This window comes from Serratia sp. TSA_105.2 (assembly GCF_052692115.1).
Genome location: NZ_JBQZFT010000004.1, coordinates 396,271 through 414,837, shown reverse-complemented (window position 1 = coordinate 414,837; position 18,567 = coordinate 396,271). Strand labels below are relative to the sequence as shown.

Sequence of the window (18,567 nt, the reverse complement as noted above, 5' to 3'; positions counted from 1 at the left end):
GCTTTTGGCCAAACGCCGGCCATAAAAAAACCCGCCGAAGCGGGTTTTTATTCAGCAACCGAATCGGTCGAACTTACTGGCCTTTAACTTCTTTCAGGCCGTTGAACGGCGCACGGTCACCCAGCGCTTCTTCGATACGGATCAGTTGGTTGTATTTGGCAACGCGGTCAGAACGGCTCATAGAACCGGTTTTGATCTGGCCAGCCGCAGTCCCTACCGCCAGGTCAGCGATGGTCGCGTCTTCGGTTTCACCGGAACGGTGAGAGATCACCGCGGTGTAGCCAGCGTCTTTCGCCATCTTGATAGCAGCCAGGGTTTCGGTCAGAGAACCGATCTGGTTGAATTTGATCAGGATGGAGTTAGCGATGCCTTTCTCGATGCCTTCTTTCAGGATCTTGGTGTTGGTCACGAACAGATCGTCGCCCACCAGCTGGATTTTGTCGCCCAGAACTTTGGTCTGGTAAGCGAAGCCCGCCCAGTCGGATTCATCCAGGCCGTCTTCGATAGACACGATTGGGTACTGTTTGGTCAGATCTTCCAGGAAGTGAGTGAACTCTTCGGAAGTGAAGGCTTTATTGCCTTCGCCGGCCAGCACGTATTTACCGTCTTTGTAGAATTCGGAAGCCGCACAGTCCATCGCCAGGGTCACGTCTTTGCCCAGCTCGTAGCCCGCCGCTTTTACCGCTTCAGCGATAACCGCCAGCGCTTCGGCGTTGGAACCCAGGTTTGGTGCATAGCCACCTTCGTCGCCCACGGCGGTGTTCATGCCTTTGGCTTTCAGAACTTTCGCCAGGTGGTGGAACACTTCAGAACCGATGCGCACCGCTTCTTTCAGGGTTTTCGCGCCAACCGGCTGAATCATGAATTCCTGAATGTCGACGTTGTTGTCAGCGTGCTCGCCGCCGTTGATGATGTTCATCATCGGCAGTGGCATGGAGAATTTGCCTGGGGTGCCGTTCAGTTCAGCGATGTGCTCGTACAGCGGCATGCCTTTAGAGGCTGCGGCCGCTTTCGCTGCTGCCAGGGAAACCGCCAGAATGGCGTTGGCGCCGAAGTTGGATTTGTTCTCGGTGCCGTCCAGATCGATCATGATCTTGTCGATGTTCGCCTGGTCTTTGGCATCTTTACCCAGTACTGCCTGAGCAATCGGACCGTTTACTGCAGCAACGGCTTTCAGTACGCCTTTACCCAGGAAACGAGACTTGTCACCGTCACGCAGTTCCAGCGCTTCGCGGGAACCGGTAGAAGCACCTGACGGCGCAGCAGCCAGGCCTACGAAACCGCCTTCCAGATGAACTTCGGCTTCAACAGTCGGGTTACCGCGGGAGTCGATGATTTCACGACCGATGACTTTAACGATTTTGGACATTAGGTTTTCCTCAGTACAAGTTAAACTAAAACTCCAGACAAACAGCGCGCGGTTCTCACCGCGCGCCGCCTACCAAATATTTTATTTCACCTGGCGCTTCTGATGCTCGCCTGCGGCTTTCACGAAGCCGGCGAACAGCGGATGCCCATCACGCGGCGTAGACGTAAATTCCGGGTGGAACTGACAGGCTACAAACCACGGGTGATTCGGCAGTTCAATGATCTCGACCAGCTTGTTGTCGGCGGAACGACCGGCGACACGCAGCCCTGCGGCTTCGATCTGCTTCAACAGCATGTTGTTAACTTCGTAACGGTGACGGTGACGCTCGACAATGGTCGGTTCGCCGTACAGCTGACGCACCAGGCTGTTGTCGATCAGGTTGCACTGTTGGCCACCTACGCGCATCGTGCCGCCCAAATCGCTTTCTTCGCTGCGCACTTCGACGTTGCCGTCTTCGTCGCGCCATTCGGTGATCAACGCCACCACCGGGTACTTACAGTCTGGCATAAACTCGGTGGAGTTGGCGTTTTCCATGCCCGCCACGTTGCGAGCGAACTCCATCAACGCCACCTGCATGCCCAGGCAAATGCCCAGGTAAGGAATGTTGTTCTCGCGCGCATAGCGTGCGGTCATCACTTTGCCTTCCACGCCGCGGTAGCCGAAGCCGCCCGGGATCAGGATCGCATCCAGCCCTTTCAGCACTTCCACGCCGCGGGTTTCCACGTCCTGCGAGTCGATCAGCTTGATGTTCACGGTCAGACGGTTTTTCAGCCCGCCGTGCTTCAGCGCTTCGATCACCGACTTGTAGGCGTCCGGCAGCTCAACGTATTTGCCGACCATACCGATGGTCACTTCGCCGCCCGGATTGGCTTCTTCGTAGATCACCTGTTCCCATTCGGCCAGGTTGGCTTCCGGTGCGTTCAAGCTGAATCGTTTACAAATATAATCGTCCAGCCCCTGAGATTTCAATAGGCCTGGGATTTTATAAATAGAATCAACGTCTTTCAGAGAGATAACCGCTTTTTCCGGCACGTTGCAGAAAAGCGCGATTTTAGCGCGTTCGTTAGCAGGAACCGCGCGATCGGAACGGCAAATCAGCACATCCGGCTGAATACCGATGGAAAGCAGCTCTTTTACGGAATGCTGGGTCGGCTTGGTTTTCACTTCACCAGCTGCCGCCATGTACGGCACCAGCGTCAGGTGCATGTACAGAGTGTGCTCGCGGCCCACTTCCACCGCCATCTGACGGATGGCCTCGAGGAACGGCAGCGATTCGATATCGCCGACGGTGCCGCCGATTTCCACCAGCACCACATCGTGGCCTTCGCCACCTTCGATGATGCGCTCTTTGATCGCGTTGGTGATGTGCGGAATGACCTGCACGGTCGCACCCAAATAGTCGCCGCGGCGTTCTTTACGCAGCACGTCGGAGTAGATGCGGCCGGTGGTGAAGTTGTTGCGACGCGACATTTTGGTGCGGATGAAGCGCTCGTAGTGACCCAAATCCAGATCGGTTTCTGCGCCGTCTTCGGTGACGAAAACTTCCCCATGCTGAATCGGGCTCATGGTGCCCGGATCCACGTTGATGTACGGGTCCAGTTTCATGATGGTAACGTTGAGGCCACGGGCTTCAAGAATAGCCGCCAGAGAGGCTGCGGCAATGCCTTTACCCAGAGAGGATACGACCCCGCCGGTCACAAAAATATAATTAGTTGTCATGCTGAACCTGAGAGTTTAGGTTTAAAGACGATGGAAGAACCAGGACGGGAAAGTAGTATACCCGAACCTCTCCTGACCTACAAACGATCGTTTTGCTGTCCATCATCTCGGCCGCCCTCCCGTGTTCATCAGGGTTTACTCCGCCGGCGCCGCCTAAACCCTCCAGGTAAAACAAAGAGTTAGCAGAGAAAATTTCTTTTTACCGCCCCTCGGGAGCGATAAAACGCCTTAGATTTCAGTTTGTTGCCCTTTTGCTGCCGCCGGCAGCCATGCGCCTCTAACCTGACCGAAAGCTTAACCGTTTCAGCTTGAGCGAACCTTGTCGGCGATCAACATTGTCGCGGCGATTCAACTTTCCTGACGTTTCACCTGCTGCCAGGCCTCTTCCATCTGCTCCAGCGTGGCGTCTTCAAGCCGCAGCCCGCTTTGCTGGACAATCTCTTCCACCTGGCGGAAGCGGCGCTCGAACTTGCGGTTCGCCGCCTGCAGCGCGTTCTCCGCCTTGTGGCCTAAATGGCGCGACAGGTTCACCGTGGCGAACAGCAGATCGCCGATCTCCTCTTCCAGCTTGCTCTCGTCGACCACCGCCTGGCGGGCTTCGTGCATCACTTCGTCGATCTCTTCGTACACTTTGTCCAGCACCGGGCCCAGGGTATTCCAGTCGAAGCCGACCGAGGCGCAGCGTTTCTGGATCTTGTGCGCTTTCATCAACGCCGGCAGCGCCTGCGGAATATCGTCCAGCACCGAGTGCAGCGCTTTCTCGGCGCGCTCACCGGCCTTCAGCTGCTCCCAGCGCGCCGCCACGGCTTCGCTGTCTCCGCCCTCGGCGTCGCCGAAGATGTGCGGGTGACGGCGCTCCAGCTTGTCGCTGATGGCGGTACACACCTCATCGAAATCGAACAGCCCCTGCTCCTGCCCCATTTGCGCGTAGAACACCACCTGAAACAGCAAATCACCCAGCTCGTCGCGCAGATCGGCGTAGTCCTGCCGCTCGATGGCGTCCAGCACTTCGTAAGTCTCTTCCAACGTATAAGGCGCAATGGTGGCGAAGGTTTGCTTGCGGTCCCACGAGCAACCGATCTGCGGGTCGCGCAGCGTTTTCATGATGTTCAGCAGGCGCTGCAACGGAGTGGATTGGGTCATAAAAAATCTCTGAGAAAGCATGGGGACGCAGGGGAGCGCCCGCCGAATTCATGGATTTCGGGCCGCATCCGCTATCGATACGGCCCGAAAGGCGATGTGGGCTTAGTTGCCGTGCAGACGCTTGGCGTCTATCACGTCCGGCAGCTGGTTCAGCTTCGCCAGCACCCGGCTCAGCACCTGCTGGTTGTAGATTTCGATATCCATGTCGATGGTGGCCAACTGCTTCTTGGTGTCGCTGCGGCTGGCGACGCCCAGTACGTTGACCTTTTCGTTGGCCAGAATGGTGGTAATGTCGCGCAGCAGCCCGCTGCGATCGTTGGCCATCACGCGCACCACCAGCGAATAACCGCTGGAGTAGCTTTCACCCCATACCGCGTCGACGATGCGCTCCGGCGCGTGCGATTGCAGATCGACCAGCTGATCGCAGTCCGCACGGTGGATCGAAATACCGCGCCCCTGGGTGATAAAGCCGACGATGTCGTCGCCCGGGATCGGCTGGCAGCAGCGGGCGATGTGGTGCATCAGGTTGCCCACGCCCTCCACCACCACCCGGCCATTGTCCTTGTTGCGGGTCGGCGGCGGCGCTTTCTGCTGCACCAGCTGGCGCAGCGCCTCGCGATCCTGCTCTTCGGCGCTCGGCTTGTTGAACTTGCCCTGCAGGTAATTCACCATCTGGTTCAGGCGAATGTCCCCACCGCCGATCGCCGCCAACACCTCGTCCAGCGAGTTCATGTTGTAGCGCGGGATCAACAGCTTCTCGGCCTCTTTCAGGCTGATGCCGAGATGCTCCAGTTCGTTGTCCAGCATCTGACGACCGGCGAGGATGTTCTTGTCGCGATCCTGCTTGCGGAACCAGTTATGGATCTTCGAGCGCCCGCGGCTGGTGGTGACATAGCCCAGGTTCGGGTTCAGCCAGTCGCGGCTCGGGTTCGGCTGCTTCTGGGTGATGATCTCAATCTGATCGCCCATCTTCAGCTGATAGGTAAACGGCACGATGCGGCCGCCGATCTTGGCGCCGATACAGCGGTGACCGACGTCGCTGTGAATGTGGTAAGCGAAATCGAGCGGCGTGGAGCCGGCCGGCAGATCCACCACGTCGCCTTTCGGCGTAAACACATAGACCCGATCGTCGAACACCTGGCTGCGCACTTCGTCGAGCATCTCGCCGGAGTCCGCCATCTCTTCCTGCCAGGCGATGAGCTTGCGCAGCCAGGCGATGCGTTCTTCGTAGCCGGAGCGCACGGTCACGCCCGCGCCTTCTTTGTACTTCCAGTGCGCGGCCACGCCCAGCTCGGCGTCTTCATGCATTTGCCGGGTGCGGATCTGAATCTCGACGGTTTTGCCGCGCGGCCCCAGCACCACGGTGTGGATCGACTGGTAGCCGTTGGGTTTCGGGTTGGCGACGTAGTCGTCGAACTCGTCCGGCAGATGGCGGAAGTGGGTATGCACGATGCCCAACGCCGCATAGCAATCCTGCAGGCGCTCCGCCACGATGCGCACCGCGCGCACGTCGAACAGTTCGTCGAACGCCAGGTGCTTTTTCTGCATCTTGCGCCAGATGCTGTAGATGTGTTTCGGCCGCCCGTAGATCTCCACCCGAATGCCTTCGCTGGCCATTTCGGCGCGCAGCCCGGCGACGAAGTCGTCGATGAACTGTTCGCGATCGATGCGGCGCTCATGCAACAGCTTGGCGATGCGCTTGTATTCTTCCGGATGCAGGTAGCGGAAGCAGAAATCCTCCAGCTCCCACTTCAGCTGGCCGATGCCGAGCCGGTTGGCCAGCGGGGCATAGATGTTGGAACACTCTTTCGCCGCCAGCACGCGTTCGTCTTCCGGCGCGTCTTTCACCTCGCGCAGGTGGGCGATACGCTCCGCCAGCTTGATGACCACGCAGCGGAAATCCTCTACCATCGCCAACAGCATCCGGCGCACGTTGTCGACCTGTTCGGAGGCCATCGAGTCGTTTTGGGTGGCTTTCAGTTGGCGAATGGCGTCCATGTCGCGCACGCCGTGCACCAGCGCGACGATGCCGTTGCCGAACGCTTCGGTCAGGGTCTCTTCCTGCACGATGCCGGCGTCCACCAGCGGGAACAGCAGCGCGGCGCGCATGCTGTCGTTGTCCATGCTCAGCGTCGAGAGGATTTCCACCATCTCCAAACCGCGCCACAGCAGCAGCGAGGCGTCGGGATGGTTCTGGGTCTGCTGCTCACAATAACGCCAGGTTGCGGCCAATCGCTCACATGACTGCGGGTTAGGTAGCCCCAAGCCGGCTATCCACTCATCGAGAGCGAACTCACCCGCCGTATTCAGATGTGCACTTCTTACCGCAACCATAACTTCTCCCTACTTTGCAGCGACCTCTGGCGCGCGCTCGTTGATAAACAGCGCCATTGATTCAAGATGCCCCGTGTGCGGAAACATATCCAACATCCGCACGCGCGCAAGACGATAACCGGCGCTCAACAGCACTTTGCTGTCGCGAGCCAGCGTGGTGGGGTTACAGGAAACATACACCACCCGCGCAGGCGCCAGTTTTACAATGTGTGACATCACCCCGGCCGCACCGGCGCGGGCGGGATCCAGCATCACCTTATCAAACCCTTGTGCTGCCCAAGGTTGCCGCGCAACGTCGTCCTCCAAATTCTCGTGGAAGAACGATGCATTATTCAGCTTATTCTTATGTGCATTATATTGCCCATTCGCTACCAGCGTGGCAACACCTTCGATGCCCACCACCGCAGCGGCCCGGCGCGCCAGCGGCAGGGTGAAGTTACCCATGCCGCAGAACAGGTCCAGCACCCGATCATTGGGTTGAATATCGAGCCATTCAAGGGCCTGTGCCACCATTTGTTGGTTTACGGCGTCATTGACCTGAATAAAGTCGCGCGGGCTGAAGTCTAAGCGTAGCCCGTCAACCTGATAATACGGCGTGTCACCGCACAGTTTCTCCACGCGATCGCTGTCCGGCGCCAAATAGACGGCGACGTTTTCCCGCTCGCCAAACGCCAACAGCGCCTGCCGATCCGCCTCTTTCAGCGCGTCGAGATGGCGCAGCACCAGCAGCGGGCCGTTATCCGCCAGCACCAGCTCCACATGCCCCAGCCGCCGTACCGCCTGCAGCCCGCTCAGGCAGGCGCGCACCGGCGCCAGCAGCTGTTCCAGCTCCGGCCGCAGCACCGGGCAGTGCTCCACCGCCACCAGCTCGCTGGAGGCCGCCTGGCGAAAGCCCATCATCAGGCGCTGCAACTTCGGCTGCCACGCCAGGCTCAGGCGGGCGCGGCGGCGATAGCCGTATTCCGGGCCGGCGATCACCGGTTCCTGCTGCGGGGTCACCCCGGTTTCGCGGGCGATCATGCGCACCAGCGCCGCCGCCTTGCTCTGCTGCTGCAGCCCCTCATCCGCATGTTGCTGCTGGCAGCCGCCGCAGACGCCGAAATGCGGACAGCGCGGCGCCACCCGCTGCGGGCTGCGGCTCAGTAAGCGTTTGAGCTTGCCTTTGGCGAACTGGCGCTTATCTTCGGTCAGCTGGATTTCCGCCTGCTCGCCCGGCAATACGCCCGGCACGAACACCGCTTTGCCGTCGTGGCGCGCCACGCCCTGGCCGAAAGGATCGAGATCGCTCACCGTCACGGTGAAGATTTGTGAGCTCTGCCGGGTCGTCACGCGGCGTTTGGGAGAGTAGAATTGCGCCATATTTGTCGATTGTGTGCTGGTTCATTAAGCTAGTGTCAGCTGTCAATTCTCCCACATTGGAATCCCATGACCAAATACAGCCTGCGTGCGCGCATGATGATCCTGATTCTGGCCCCGACCTTGCTGATTGGTTTGCTGCTCAGCACCTTCTTCGTGGTGCACCGCTATAACGAGCTGCAGGAGCAATTGGTCGACGCCGGCGCCAGCATCATCGAGCCGCTGGCGGTGGCCAGCGAGTACGGCATGACGTTCCGCAGCCGCGAGTCGGTCAGGCAGTTGGTCAGTCTGTTGCACCGCCGCCATTCGGACATCGTGCGTTCGATCACCGTGTTCGATGCGCAGAACAATTTGTTCGTCACCTCCAATTATCACCACAACTTCGCTCAGCTGCAGCTGCCGAAAGGCGTGCCGTTGCCCACCGAGCTGATGCTCACCCGACGCGGCGATTCGCTGATCCTGCGCACGCCGATCCTGTCGGAAAGCCAGTATCCGGATGAAACCGCCGACGGCGGCAGCCATCCCGACAACAACCTGGGCTATGTGGCGATCGAGCTCGATCTGCAGTCGGTGCGGCTGCAGCAATACAAAGAGGTGTTCGTCTCCACCCTGCTGCTGTTGCTGTGCATGTGCATCGCCATCCTGTTCGCTTACCGCCTGATGCGCGACGTGACCGGCCCGATCCGCAACATGGTGAACACCGTCGACCGCATCCGCCGCGGCCAGCTCGACAGCCGCGTGGAGGGCTACATGCTCGGCGAGCTGCACATGCTGAAGAACGGCATCAACTCGATGGCGATGTCGCTTACCGCCTATCACGAAGAGATGCAGCAGAACATCGATCAGGCCACCTCCGACCTGCGTGAAACCCTGGAGCAGATGGAGATCCAGAACGTCGAGCTGGATCTGGCGAAAAAACGCGCGCAGGAGGCGGCGCGCATCAAGTCCGAATTCCTGGCCAACATGTCGCACGAGCTGCGTACTCCGCTCAACGGCGTGATCGGCTTCACCCGCCAGATGCTGAAAACCGATCTGAGCGCGACTCAGACCGATTATTTGCAGACCATCGAACGCTCGGCCAACAATCTGCTGACCATCATCAACGACGTGCTGGACTTCTCCAAGCTGGAGGCCGGCAAGCTGGTGCTGGAGCATATTCCGTTCGCCCTGCGTGAAACGCTGGACGAAGTGGTGGTGCTGCTGGCGCCCAGCGCCCACGATAAGGGGCTGGAGCTGACGCTGGATGTGCACAACGACGTGCCGGAGCAGGTGATCGGCGACTCGCTGCGCCTGCAGCAAATCATCACCAACCTGCTGGGCAACGCCATCAAGTTCACCGAAACCGGCAATATCGACATTCGCGTCGAGCTGCGCAAACAGCTGGATCGCCGGGTGGAAGTGGAGGTGCAGATCCACGACACCGGCATCGGCATCTCCGAACGCCAGCAGTCGCAGCTGTTCCAGGCGTTTCGTCAGGCGGACGCCAGCATCTCCCGCCGCCACGGCGGCACCGGGCTGGGGCTGGTGATCACGCAAAAACTGGTGAAGGAGATGGGGGGCGATATCTGCTTCCATAGCCAGTTAAACCGCGGCTCGACCTTCTGGTTCCACATCACGCTGGATCTGAACGAGGGCATGCTGTCGCTGGCGCCGAGCCTGCCGGATCTGAACGGCAAAACGCTGGCCTATGTCGAATCCAACCCGACGGCGGCGCAGGCGACGCTCAACATGCTCAGCGTTACGCAGCTGGTGATCACCCATTCGCCAACGCTGGCCCAGCTGCCGGCAGGCCATTATGACTTCCTGCTGGCCGGCGTGCCCATCCCGTTCCGTGCCAACATGGCGCAGCACGAGGACAAATTGCTGGCCTCGCTGAAGCTGGCCGATCGGGTGATTCTGGCGCTGCCGTGCCAGGCGCAGATCGATGCCGAGCTGCTTAAACAACAAGGCGCGCTCGGCTGTCTGATCAAGCCGATCACCAGCACCCGACTGTTCCCGCTGCTCCGGATGGAAGTGCCGGCACGCCTCACCGCGCAGCCTGAGCGTAAACGCCTGCCGCTAACGGTGATGGCGGTTGACGACAACCCGGCCAACCTGAAGCTGATCGGCACGCTGCTGGGGGAACAGGTAGAAAAAACCCTGCTGTGCGAGAGCGGTGAGGAAGCGCTGGCGCTGGCGCGCGACAACGTGCTGGATCTGATTCTGATGGACATTCAGATGCCGAAGATGGACGGCATTCACGCCAGCGAGCTGATCCGCCAGTTGCCGCATCACAACTCCACGCCGATCGTCGCCGTTACCGCCCATGCCGCCAGCGGCGAGCGCGAGCACCTGCTGCAGGCCGGAATGGACGACTATCTGGCCAAACCGATCGACGAAAAAATGCTGACCCGCGTGCTGTCGCGCTACCACAGCGGGGAAATGGAAAACGCCATCGCTGACGACACGCCGCTGTCGCTCGACTGGCCGCTGGCGCTGCGTCAGGCGGCCAACAAACCGGACCTGGCGCGCGATCTGCTGCAAATGCTGCTCGATTTCCTGCCGCAGGTGCGCGAACGGGTGCAGGCGCTGCTCGACGGCCAGCATGATGACGAAATCCTCGATTTGATCCATAAGCTGCACGGCAGCTGCAGCTACAGCGGCGTGCCGCGCCTCAAGCAGCTGTGTTTCTACCTCGAGCGGCAGCTGCGTCAGGGCATCACCAACGACGAACTGGAGCCGGAATGGCTGGAGCTGTTGGATGAGATTGAACTGGTGATCCACGCGGCGCGCGCGCATCTGGCGCAACCCGCCTGAATCCTCAGGCCATAACGCAAAAAGGCACGCCGCAGCGTGCCTTTGTTTTTAACGCCTGACGCTTATCACTGCGCCAGCAGGTACAGCTGGCTCTCGCCGCGCTGAATGTTCAACGCCAGCACCGACGGCTTGCTGTCGAGGATTTTACGCAGCTCACCCAGGTTCTGGATCGGCTGCTGGTTCACGCCCAGGATCACGTCGCCCTTTTTCAGGCCGATACGCGCCGCGGCGCTGCCGGCTTTCACGCTGTCGACCTTGACGCCCTTCACGTTTCCGACCTGGGTGTTGCTCAGCTCGGCGCCTTCGATGCCGGTGTAGATATTGCCCGAGGCCACCTGGGTCTGCGCGCTTTGCTCCAGCGTGACGTCAATCGTTACCGGCTTGCCGTCGCGAATAATGCCCAGCGACATCTTGCTGCCGACCGGCAGCGTGCCGATCTCCGCCCGGAACGAGGCGAAGCTGGAGATGGCCTTGCCGTTCATGGTGACGATCACGTCGCCGGCCTTGATGCCCGCCTTCGCCGCGGAAGACTTCGGCATCACCTGGCTGACGAAGGCCCCGCGCTGCGCGTCGACCTTCATCGCCTTAGCCAGCTCAGAGTTCAGCTCGGTACCCATGATGCCCAGCTCGCCGCGTTTCACCTGGCCATACTCGACCATTTGTGCCGTCAGGTTTTTCACCATGTTGCTCGGAATGGCGAAGCCGATACCGATGTTGCCGCCGTCCGGCGCCAGGATCGCGGTGTTGATGCCGATCAGCTCGCCGTTCAGGTTAACCAGCGCGCCGCCGGAGTTGCCGCGGTTGATCGCCGCATCGGTCTGGATAAAGTTTTCGTAGTTTTCGATGTTCAGGCCGCTGCGCCCCAGGGCGGATACGATGCCCGAGGTGGCGGTTTCACCCAGCCCGTACGGGTTGCCGATCGCCACGGTGTAATCGCCGACGCGCAGCTGATCGGAATCCGCCATCTTGATCGCCGTCAGGTTCTTGAAGTCTTTCAACTGGATAAGCGCGATATCGGAACGCGGATCCTTGCCGATCACCTTGGCGTCGAAACGGCGGCCGTCGCTCAGCTGCACCTGGATCTTGTTGGCGTTGTCCACCACGTGGTTATTGGTCACCACGTAGCCTTTGGCGGCATCGATGACCACCCCGGCGCCCAGCGCCTGGAATTTCTGCTGCGTGCCCTGCGGCTGGCCATCCGGCCCAGGCTGTTCGCCGCCCTGACACATCGGAGAACCCTGGAACGGCGAGCCGTCCTGGCAGAACGGCGAATCTTCGCCGAAGAACTGTTGGAACTGCTGCGGCATACGCGGCGTATTGACCGTGGTGCTGCCCTCAACGTTAATGCTCACCACGGAAGGCATTACCTTTTCCAGCATCGGCGCCAGGCTCGGCAGCTGTTGGGTGCTGGAAGAAGCGGTTTCAGCGGCGCTGGCCGTGACCGGGCCCATCGCCATACCGATACTGAATGCCAGTGCGCTCAGAACTAATGCGGTTTTTTTCATCTGTGTGTCTCTTATAAAGTCGTTCAAAAAGAATGATTGTCTTGCGTGCTTATTCAGAGTTAATTAATAGCCCGAAGTTCCGGCACAGATGATTGGCAATAGTAAACAAATATTGTCCGTCTTTACAAAACTCGAGACAGCCAACCGGTTGGAATTGCTGAAATTATTCTTCAGCTCAATTATTCCGCCGCCATCAATCGACGATATTCATCATAGGCGTAAAGGTCGGTCATTCCGCTGATATAGTCCTGCAATAAACGCGCGCGGAAATAATATTCCCGAATGGCTTGCTGCTCCGGCGATAAATGCTGCAGCCCCTCTACCGCCTCCGCATACGCCAGCCGATGCTTGGTGGACAGCTTGTGGAACAGGCGCGTTTCGATCGGATAAGCGCGATGGCTGTCCTCGCGCACCAGCTGGCTGAAGTCCGCCAGCGACATCGCCAACAGCGGGCTGTAAATGTCCAGCAGGCCGCTGATCACCCGGTAGCCTTGCAGCTCGAGCTGCTCGACCTCCGGGTGGTTGAACACGTGCTTGAACGCCACATTTTTAAATATTTTCAGCAACCGGTACGCCGGGCTGGAGTCCTCCAGCAGCGCCTGATTGAAACAGCCCTGATAGACCGCGTCCAGATTGTCGATAAAGCGCTGCGCCGCGTGCGGCACCAGCCGCGCCACGGTAAACACCCGCAGATACATGAAGAACTGATCTTCCGCGCTGCGCCGCGCGCCGCCGCGATCGATCTTGCGAAACGCGCTGGCGACGGTCTTGTCGAACAGATCGCCCGGCACCACCTCGCCCCACTCCTGAATCAGGTGCTGATACAGCTGCTCGACGGTGAAAATGCTCTTCTCCACCGCGTCTTCCAGATCGGCCACGCAGTACGAGATATCGTCGGCGGCCTCCATGATATAGGTCAGCGGGAAACGATCGAACTCGCCCATGTGCAGCTCGCGCCGCAGCCGATCGACGAAGGCCTCTTCCGCCAGATAGTAGCCGGGCTTTTTCATCAGGTAACTGTGGCTGGCGGGGATGTCGCTCGCCCAGTAGGCCGGGCGGGTGTATTTCAAAATGCAGCCGACCTGCGCGTAGGTCAGGTTGAGCTTGAGCAGGCTGTACACCATGCGGATCGCTTGGGCATTGCCCTCGAAGTGGCTGAGATCCTGACGGATCCGGCTGCGCAGCCGGTTCAGATCGCTCTCCCCCTCATGCAGGCGCAGCGTCGCCACCTGGCAGCGATCGTGGCTGCCCGGCTCGCTGCCGCAGCTGGCGGGATCGAGCCGTTGGGCAAACCAGTCGTTGATCGCCGACTCGCCGAAGTGACCGAACGGCGGATTGCCGATGTCGTGCATCAGGCAGGCCATTTCCACGATGCTTTCAAACGGATCGAGCAGCCGGGTCAGGCCGAGCTCATCAATTCTCCCCGCCTGTTTGAAGCGGTTGAGGATCTCTTTGGCGATGTGGCGCCCAACCTGCTGCACCTCCATCGAGTGCGTCAGGCGGCTGCGCACCGCCGCGTTGCGCTCCAGCGGAAACACCTGGGTTTTTTGCTGCAGACGGCGAATGGCGGCCGAGTTGACGATGCGCCCGCGATCGCTCTCGAACTGCCGCACGATGTCGTACTCTTCCTCGGCCTCGATCGGTTTGCTGAAAGGCCGTTGGAAGCTGATTTTTTGCTTGAAGTCGATCCCGGACATCTGTTTCTCCGCCGTTGCGCCCTGCCCCCGTGATAACAATTCCCGGCAGCGGATGCAACGCATTATCTCTCATACACAGCCATGATAGACTATGCCGCAATTCTCACGGCCAATCAGCGAGTGTTATTTATGAAAGTAGGCATCATCGGCGCAATGGAGCAGGAAGTCACCCTGCTGCGCGATCAAATCGAAAACCGTCAAACCATCCAGCGCGCGGGCTGCGAAATCTACACCGGCCAGATCGGCGGCGTTGACGTGGCCCTGCTGAAATCCGGCATCGGTAAAGTCTCGGCGGCCATGGGCACCACCCTGCTGCTGGAACACTGCAGCCCGGATCTGGTGATCAATACCGGTTCCGCCGGCGGCCTGGCCAGCACCCTGCGCGTGGGCGATATCGTGGTGTCGGAAGAAGTGCGCTACCACGACGCCGACGTCACCGCCTTCGGCTACGAGCCGGGCCAGATGGCCGGCTGCCCGGCGGCGTTCGTCGCCGACGACGCGCTGATCGCGCTGGCGGAAAGCTGCATCAAACAGCTGGATCTGCACGCGGTGCGCGGCCTGATCTGCAGCGGTGACGCCTTCATCAACGGCGCCGAGCCGCTGGCGCGCATTCGCGCCACCTTCCCGCGCGTCGCCGCCGTGGAAATGGAAGCCGCAGCGATCGCCCACGTCTGCCATCTGTTCGGCACGCCGTTCGTGGTGGTGCGCGCCATTTCCGACGTCGCCGACAGCGAATCGCACATGAGCTTTGACGAGTTCCTGGTGGTAGCAGCCAAGCAGTCCACGCTGATGGTCAACGCCATGCTGCAAACCCTGGCCAAGCGCGGTTGATGTGAGGCTGCGCTTCACCTCGATGCTCTGTCTGTTGGCGCTCTGGCTGGCCATGCCGGCCGGCGCCGCTCAGCGGGTGATCAGCCTGGCGCCCAACGCGACCGAACTCGCCTATGCCGCCGGCATGGGCGATGTGCTGGTGGCGGCGAGCGCCTATTCCGATTATCCGCCGCAGGCCGCCAAGCTGGAGCAGGTGGCTTCCTGGCAGGGCATCAATCTGGAGCGGGTGCTGGCGCTCAAGCCGGATCTGATCCTCGCCTGGCGCGGCGGCAATCCGCAGCGCGTGCTGGATCAGCTCGCCGCGTTCGGCATCCCGATTTTCTATGCGGACGCCGATACCCTCGAAGGGATCGCCGGCTTGCTGGACAAGCTGGCGCAATACAGCCCACACCCAGAGCAGGCGCATCAGGCGGCGGAAGGCCTTCGCCGCCAGTTCGCCGCTCTCAAACAACAGTATGCCGCTAACCCATCGCGGCGCGTGCTGCTGCAGTTCGGCACCCAGCCGCTGTTCACCAGCGCCGGCGCCACATTGCAAAGCCAGGTGCTGGCGCTGTGCGGCGGGCAGAACGTCTTCGCCGACAGCCGCACCCCTTGGCCGCAAATCAGCCGCGAGCAAGTGCTGGCGCGTCAGCCGCAGGCCATCGTCATCACCGGCGGCGCGAAAGAAGCCGCCAATGTGAAAGCCTTCTGGGCGCCGCAGTTGCAGGTGCCGGTGATCGCGCTGAACGAAGACTGGTTCAACCGCGGCGGGCCGCGCATCCTGTTGGCGGCGCAGCAGCTGTGCCGCCAGCTGGCGGAGATCCGCTGATGCTGGTGTTCTGGTTGGATATTCTCGGTACGGCGGTGTTCGCCATCTCCGGCGTACTGCTGGCCGGCAAGTTGCGCATGGATCCGTTCGGCGTGCTGGTATTGGGCGTGGTCACCGCGGTCGGCGGCGGCACCATCCGCGACATGGCGCTGGCCAACGGCCCGGTGTTCTGGGTCAAGGATCCCACCGATCTGGTGGTGGCGATGATCACCTGCGTCTTGACGCTGCTGCTGGTGCGCCAGCCGCGCCGTCTGCCGAAGTGGGTGCTGCCGGTGCTGGACGCCGTCGGGCTGGCGGTGTTCGTCGGCATCGGCGTCAACAAGGCCTTCGCCGCCGGCACCGGCCCGCTGGTGGCAATCTGCATGGGGGTGATCACCGGCGTCGGCGGCGGCATTATCCGCGACGTGCTGGCGCGCGAGATCCCGATGATCCTGCGCACCGAAATTTACGCCACCGCCTGCATCATCGGCGGCATCGTGCACGCCACGGCGTTTTACACCTTCAGCATGCCGCTGCAACAAGCCATGATGCTGGGCATGATCATCACCCTGGCCATTCGACTGGCGGCCATCCGCTGGCACCTCAAACTGCCCGCCTTTATTCTCGAACGCTGAGGTGTCGCCCTGTGGGGCGACGCTTGGCAACGCTGCACTGTGATTTATTAGACTAAAAACTGGCTTGGTGATATTATTTTCGTCCGAAAAATAGCGTAGTAACGATGTAAAATTCTGTTATCCGCAGGTTAATCCCTTCCCCGCGCTGTTAAAACTTTTTAACTTTTTGCCGATAAGTCATCACAAGATGGCTTACGGATGACTATTCCCGCAATGATGAAAAAAATTCTGCTTGCCTGCTGTGGCGCCCTGCTGAGTGGCACCGCGTATGCCGATGCCGTCAGCGGCCAGATCGGCGTTACCTTGACCATTGAACCGCAATGCGCCGTGCGCCTCGAGGCTGCAGCCCCACAGGCCGAATGCAGCCACGCGACGGCGCAGCCGAACATCATCCACAGCCCACCGGCGCAGGAAAGCGATGCGGAAGTGATCCTCGTAGAATGGTAGGCATAAAAAAAACCGCCGGCCGTAAGGCGAGCGGGTTGATATTCTGACTGGCAAACTCAGATGCTGAACGACGAACCACAACCGCAGGTGGTTTTGGCATTCGGGTTGGTCACCACGAAGCGCGACCCTTCCAGCCCTTCGGTGTAGTCCACCGAACCGCCGACCAGATACTGCAGGCTCATCGGATCGACCACCAGCGCCACGCCCTGCTTCTCGATGGTCATGTCACCATCGTTGACCTTGTCGTCAAAAGTGAAGCCGTACTGGAATCCGCTGCAGCCGCCGCCGGTAATGTAAACCCGCAACTTCAGGTTCGGATTTTCTTCGTCAGCAATCAGGAACTTAACCTTGCTTGCTGCTGCCTCGGTAAATTGCAGGGGCAGTGCCGTTTGATCACTCATACTCTTTACTCCCAACATTGTTCAGCATCAGATCGCGACTATGGCTGCCTGATTAATATTAACGATTATCCGATACCTGAGTGTTGCGTTCAAGTATTCACCGCATTTGTTGTATTTTCCTTACCTGTTTTCTCCGCCGCTTCCCGCGCCAGCTGCGCCTCCTGCCTTTGCAGCGTGCGGGCCAGGATCGACGAATACAGCGGCTTGCCGCCGAGCAGTTGCGCCACCACCGTGGCGCCGAGGCAGGTGATGATCATCGGTAAAATCAGTTGGTAGTTGTCGGTCATTTCCAGCACCAGCACGATGCCGGTCAGCGGGGCGCGCACCGTAGCGGCGAACAGCGCCCCCATGCCGGCGATGGCGAAGGTGCCTGCCTCGATGCCGTACTGCGGGAACAGGTGCGCCCCGGCCAGCCCAAAGGCGGTGCCGAACAGCGTGCCCAGCGCCAGCATCGGCGCGAAAATGCCGCCCGGCGCGCCGGAACCGAAGCACAGCAGCGTAGTGAAGATGCGGGTGATAAAGATAAACATCAACATGCCGACGCTGTAATTGCCCGCCGCGGCGATCGGGATCAGCCCAAAGCCGCCGCCCGCCGCCTCCGGCTGGATCAGCCCCAGAATGCCGCACACGCCGCCGAGCAGCCCGCCCATCAGCAAGACATTGCGCATTCTGCCGCCGTGCAGGCGCGCAAACATATCCTGAGTGCGGAAGATCAACGCGTTGAATCCCACGCCCACCGCGCCGAATATCGCCCCCAGCACCAGATAGAGCCACAGGGTATTGATGGGCGCCGAAGAAAGTTTGTCGACCGCGATCACCGATCCCTGGCCGTTAAACAACTGGAATACCACGCTCGACATGATCACGCCGATAAACACCGCTTTAATCGAGATCAGGTTGTAGCGGAACTGCGGCCGCATCTCTTCGATGATGAACAAGATGCCGGCCAGCGGCGCGTTGAACGCGGCGGACAACCCGGCGGCGGCCCCGGTCGCCAGCAGCGTATGACGCGCCTCGGCGCCGCGAATGCGCAGCACGTCCAATACCATGCGCCCGACGTTGCCGCCCATTTGCACCGTGGGGCCTTCGCGCCCCAGCACCATGCCCGCCCCCAGCGTGCCCATGCCGCCGATGAATTTCACCGGGATCACGCGCCACCAGCGCACCGGCCGCAGCTCCTCCAGCGCGCCTTCGATCTCCGGAATGCCCGAACCGCCCGCCTCAGGCGCAAAGCGCCGCACCAGGTAATAGCCCAGCGCCGCCAGCGCGGCGGACAGGATAAACGCCAGCGGCCACACCAGGAGCCAGGAGTCGGCGACCTGCGCCAACGAAGCCAACCGCTGCTGCTGCACCCACTCCACCGCCTTATCGAAGGCCACGCCGAGCAAACCGGCCAGCGTTCCCACCAGCGCGGCCATCACCAGGATCGCCACCGGGGTCTTATCGCGGCGAATAAACTGACGCACCGCATCGCTGCGGCTAAGACGCGGGCTCAACGTCCCGACTGGCTGTGATTGTGATTCCGTCATCGCGAGTAATTCGTCAGG

General features: G+C 60.5%; 14 protein-coding genes. 5 read left to right on the top strand and 9 right to left on the bottom strand.

Annotation, left to right across the window (positions count from 1 at the left end; genetic code table 11):
* Positions 1 to 73 precede the first annotated feature (73 nt).
* The 5 genes from eno to rlmD all read right to left on the bottom strand — a co-directional run bounded on the left by eno (position 74) and on the right by rlmD (position 7,924).
* Entirely contained in the window at positions 74 to 1,369 is a 1,296-nt protein-coding gene (eno, locus tag ACUTSC_RS16110; RefSeq protein ID WP_038873548.1) for a phosphopyruvate hydratase, read from the bottom strand.
* An 81-nt stretch (positions 1,370 to 1,450) separates the two neighbouring features.
* A complete protein-coding gene (pyrG, locus tag ACUTSC_RS16105; protein ID WP_033637139.1) occupies positions 1,451 to 3,088 on the bottom strand; it encodes a glutamine hydrolyzing CTP synthase in 1,638 nt (545 codons plus the stop codon).
* 348 nt (positions 3,089 to 3,436) lie between these two features.
* Positions 3,437 to 4,231: a nucleoside triphosphate pyrophosphohydrolase gene (gene mazG / locus ACUTSC_RS16100; protein ID WP_033649234.1), complete on the bottom strand. Its 795-nt coding sequence runs from the start codon at positions 4,229 to 4,231 to the stop codon at positions 3,437 to 3,439.
* Positions 4,232 to 4,333: 102 nt separating this feature from the next.
* The gene (gene relA, locus ACUTSC_RS16095; RefSeq protein WP_107226769.1) at positions 4,334 to 6,565 is read right to left on the bottom strand and encodes a GTP diphosphokinase; all 2,232 of its coding nucleotides are present in this window, start codon (positions 6,563 to 6,565) and stop codon (positions 4,334 to 4,336) included.
* 9 nt (positions 6,566 to 6,574) lie between these two features.
* Positions 6,575 to 7,924, bottom strand: coding sequence for a 23S rRNA (uracil(1939)-C(5))-methyltransferase RlmD (rlmD, locus tag ACUTSC_RS16090; RefSeq protein ID WP_197766969.1), 1,350 nt, complete (start codon positions 7,922 to 7,924; stop codon positions 6,575 to 6,577).
* A gap of 66 nt (positions 7,925 to 7,990) precedes the next feature.
* Here rlmD and barA point away from each other — a divergent pair, with 66 nt between their 5' ends.
* On the top strand, positions 7,991 to 10,717 hold the full coding sequence (gene barA / locus ACUTSC_RS16085) for a two-component sensor histidine kinase BarA (protein ID WP_445653438.1): 2,727 nt from the start codon (positions 7,991 to 7,993) through the stop codon (positions 10,715 to 10,717).
* 65 nt (positions 10,718 to 10,782) lie between these two features.
* Here the strand turns inward: barA and degP are convergent, their stop codons facing one another.
* Entirely contained in the window at positions 10,783 to 12,222 is a 1,440-nt protein-coding gene (gene degP, locus ACUTSC_RS16080) for a serine endoprotease DegP (RefSeq protein ID WP_033637134.1), read from the bottom strand.
* 179 nt (positions 12,223 to 12,401) lie between these two features.
* Positions 12,402 to 13,919 (bottom strand): dGTPase, encoded by a 1,518-nt coding sequence (gene dgt, locus ACUTSC_RS16075; protein WP_445653437.1) that lies wholly within the window; start codon positions 13,917 to 13,919, stop codon positions 12,402 to 12,404.
* Between the two features lie 129 nt (positions 13,920 to 14,048).
* On the opposite strand from dgt, the gene mtnN reads away from it, so the two are divergent.
* From mtnN to ACUTSC_RS16055, 4 genes are all read left to right on the top strand, one after another.
* Positions 14,049 to 14,750, top strand: coding sequence for a 5'-methylthioadenosine/S-adenosylhomocysteine nucleosidase (gene mtnN, locus ACUTSC_RS16070; protein WP_049200308.1), 702 nt, complete (start codon positions 14,049 to 14,051; stop codon positions 14,748 to 14,750).
* 22 nt (positions 14,751 to 14,772) lie between these two features.
* Complete coding sequence (gene btuF / locus ACUTSC_RS16065; RefSeq protein ID WP_197767154.1) at positions 14,773 to 15,558, top strand: vitamin B12 ABC transporter substrate-binding protein BtuF; 786 nt, start codon at positions 14,773 to 14,775, stop codon at positions 15,556 to 15,558.
* Entirely contained in the window at positions 15,558 to 16,172 is a 615-nt protein-coding gene (locus ACUTSC_RS16060; protein ID WP_197766971.1) for a TRIC cation channel family protein, read from the top strand. Before btuF ends, ACUTSC_RS16060 begins: the two co-directional genes overlap by 1 nt.
* A gap of 213 nt (positions 16,173 to 16,385) precedes the next feature.
* Positions 16,386 to 16,619, top strand: coding sequence for a hypothetical protein (locus tag ACUTSC_RS16055; RefSeq protein WP_197766972.1), 234 nt, complete (start codon positions 16,386 to 16,388; stop codon positions 16,617 to 16,619).
* 56 nt (positions 16,620 to 16,675) lie between these two features.
* Here ACUTSC_RS16055 and erpA read toward each other — a convergent pair whose 3' ends face one another.
* Both erpA and clcA read right to left on the bottom strand, forming a co-directional pair.
* Positions 16,676 to 17,020, bottom strand: a complete 345-nt coding sequence (gene erpA / locus ACUTSC_RS16050) for an iron-sulfur cluster insertion protein ErpA (RefSeq protein WP_033649222.1) — start codon at positions 17,018 to 17,020, stop codon at positions 16,676 to 16,678.
* A gap of 89 nt (positions 17,021 to 17,109) precedes the next feature.
* Positions 17,110 to 18,549 carry a H(+)/Cl(-) exchange transporter ClcA gene (gene clcA / locus ACUTSC_RS16045; protein WP_197766973.1) on the bottom strand — a complete coding sequence of 480 codons (1,440 nt, stop codon included), beginning with the start codon at positions 18,547 to 18,549 and terminating at the stop codon, positions 17,110 to 17,112.
* Positions 18,550 to 18,567: the final 18 nt, after the last annotated feature.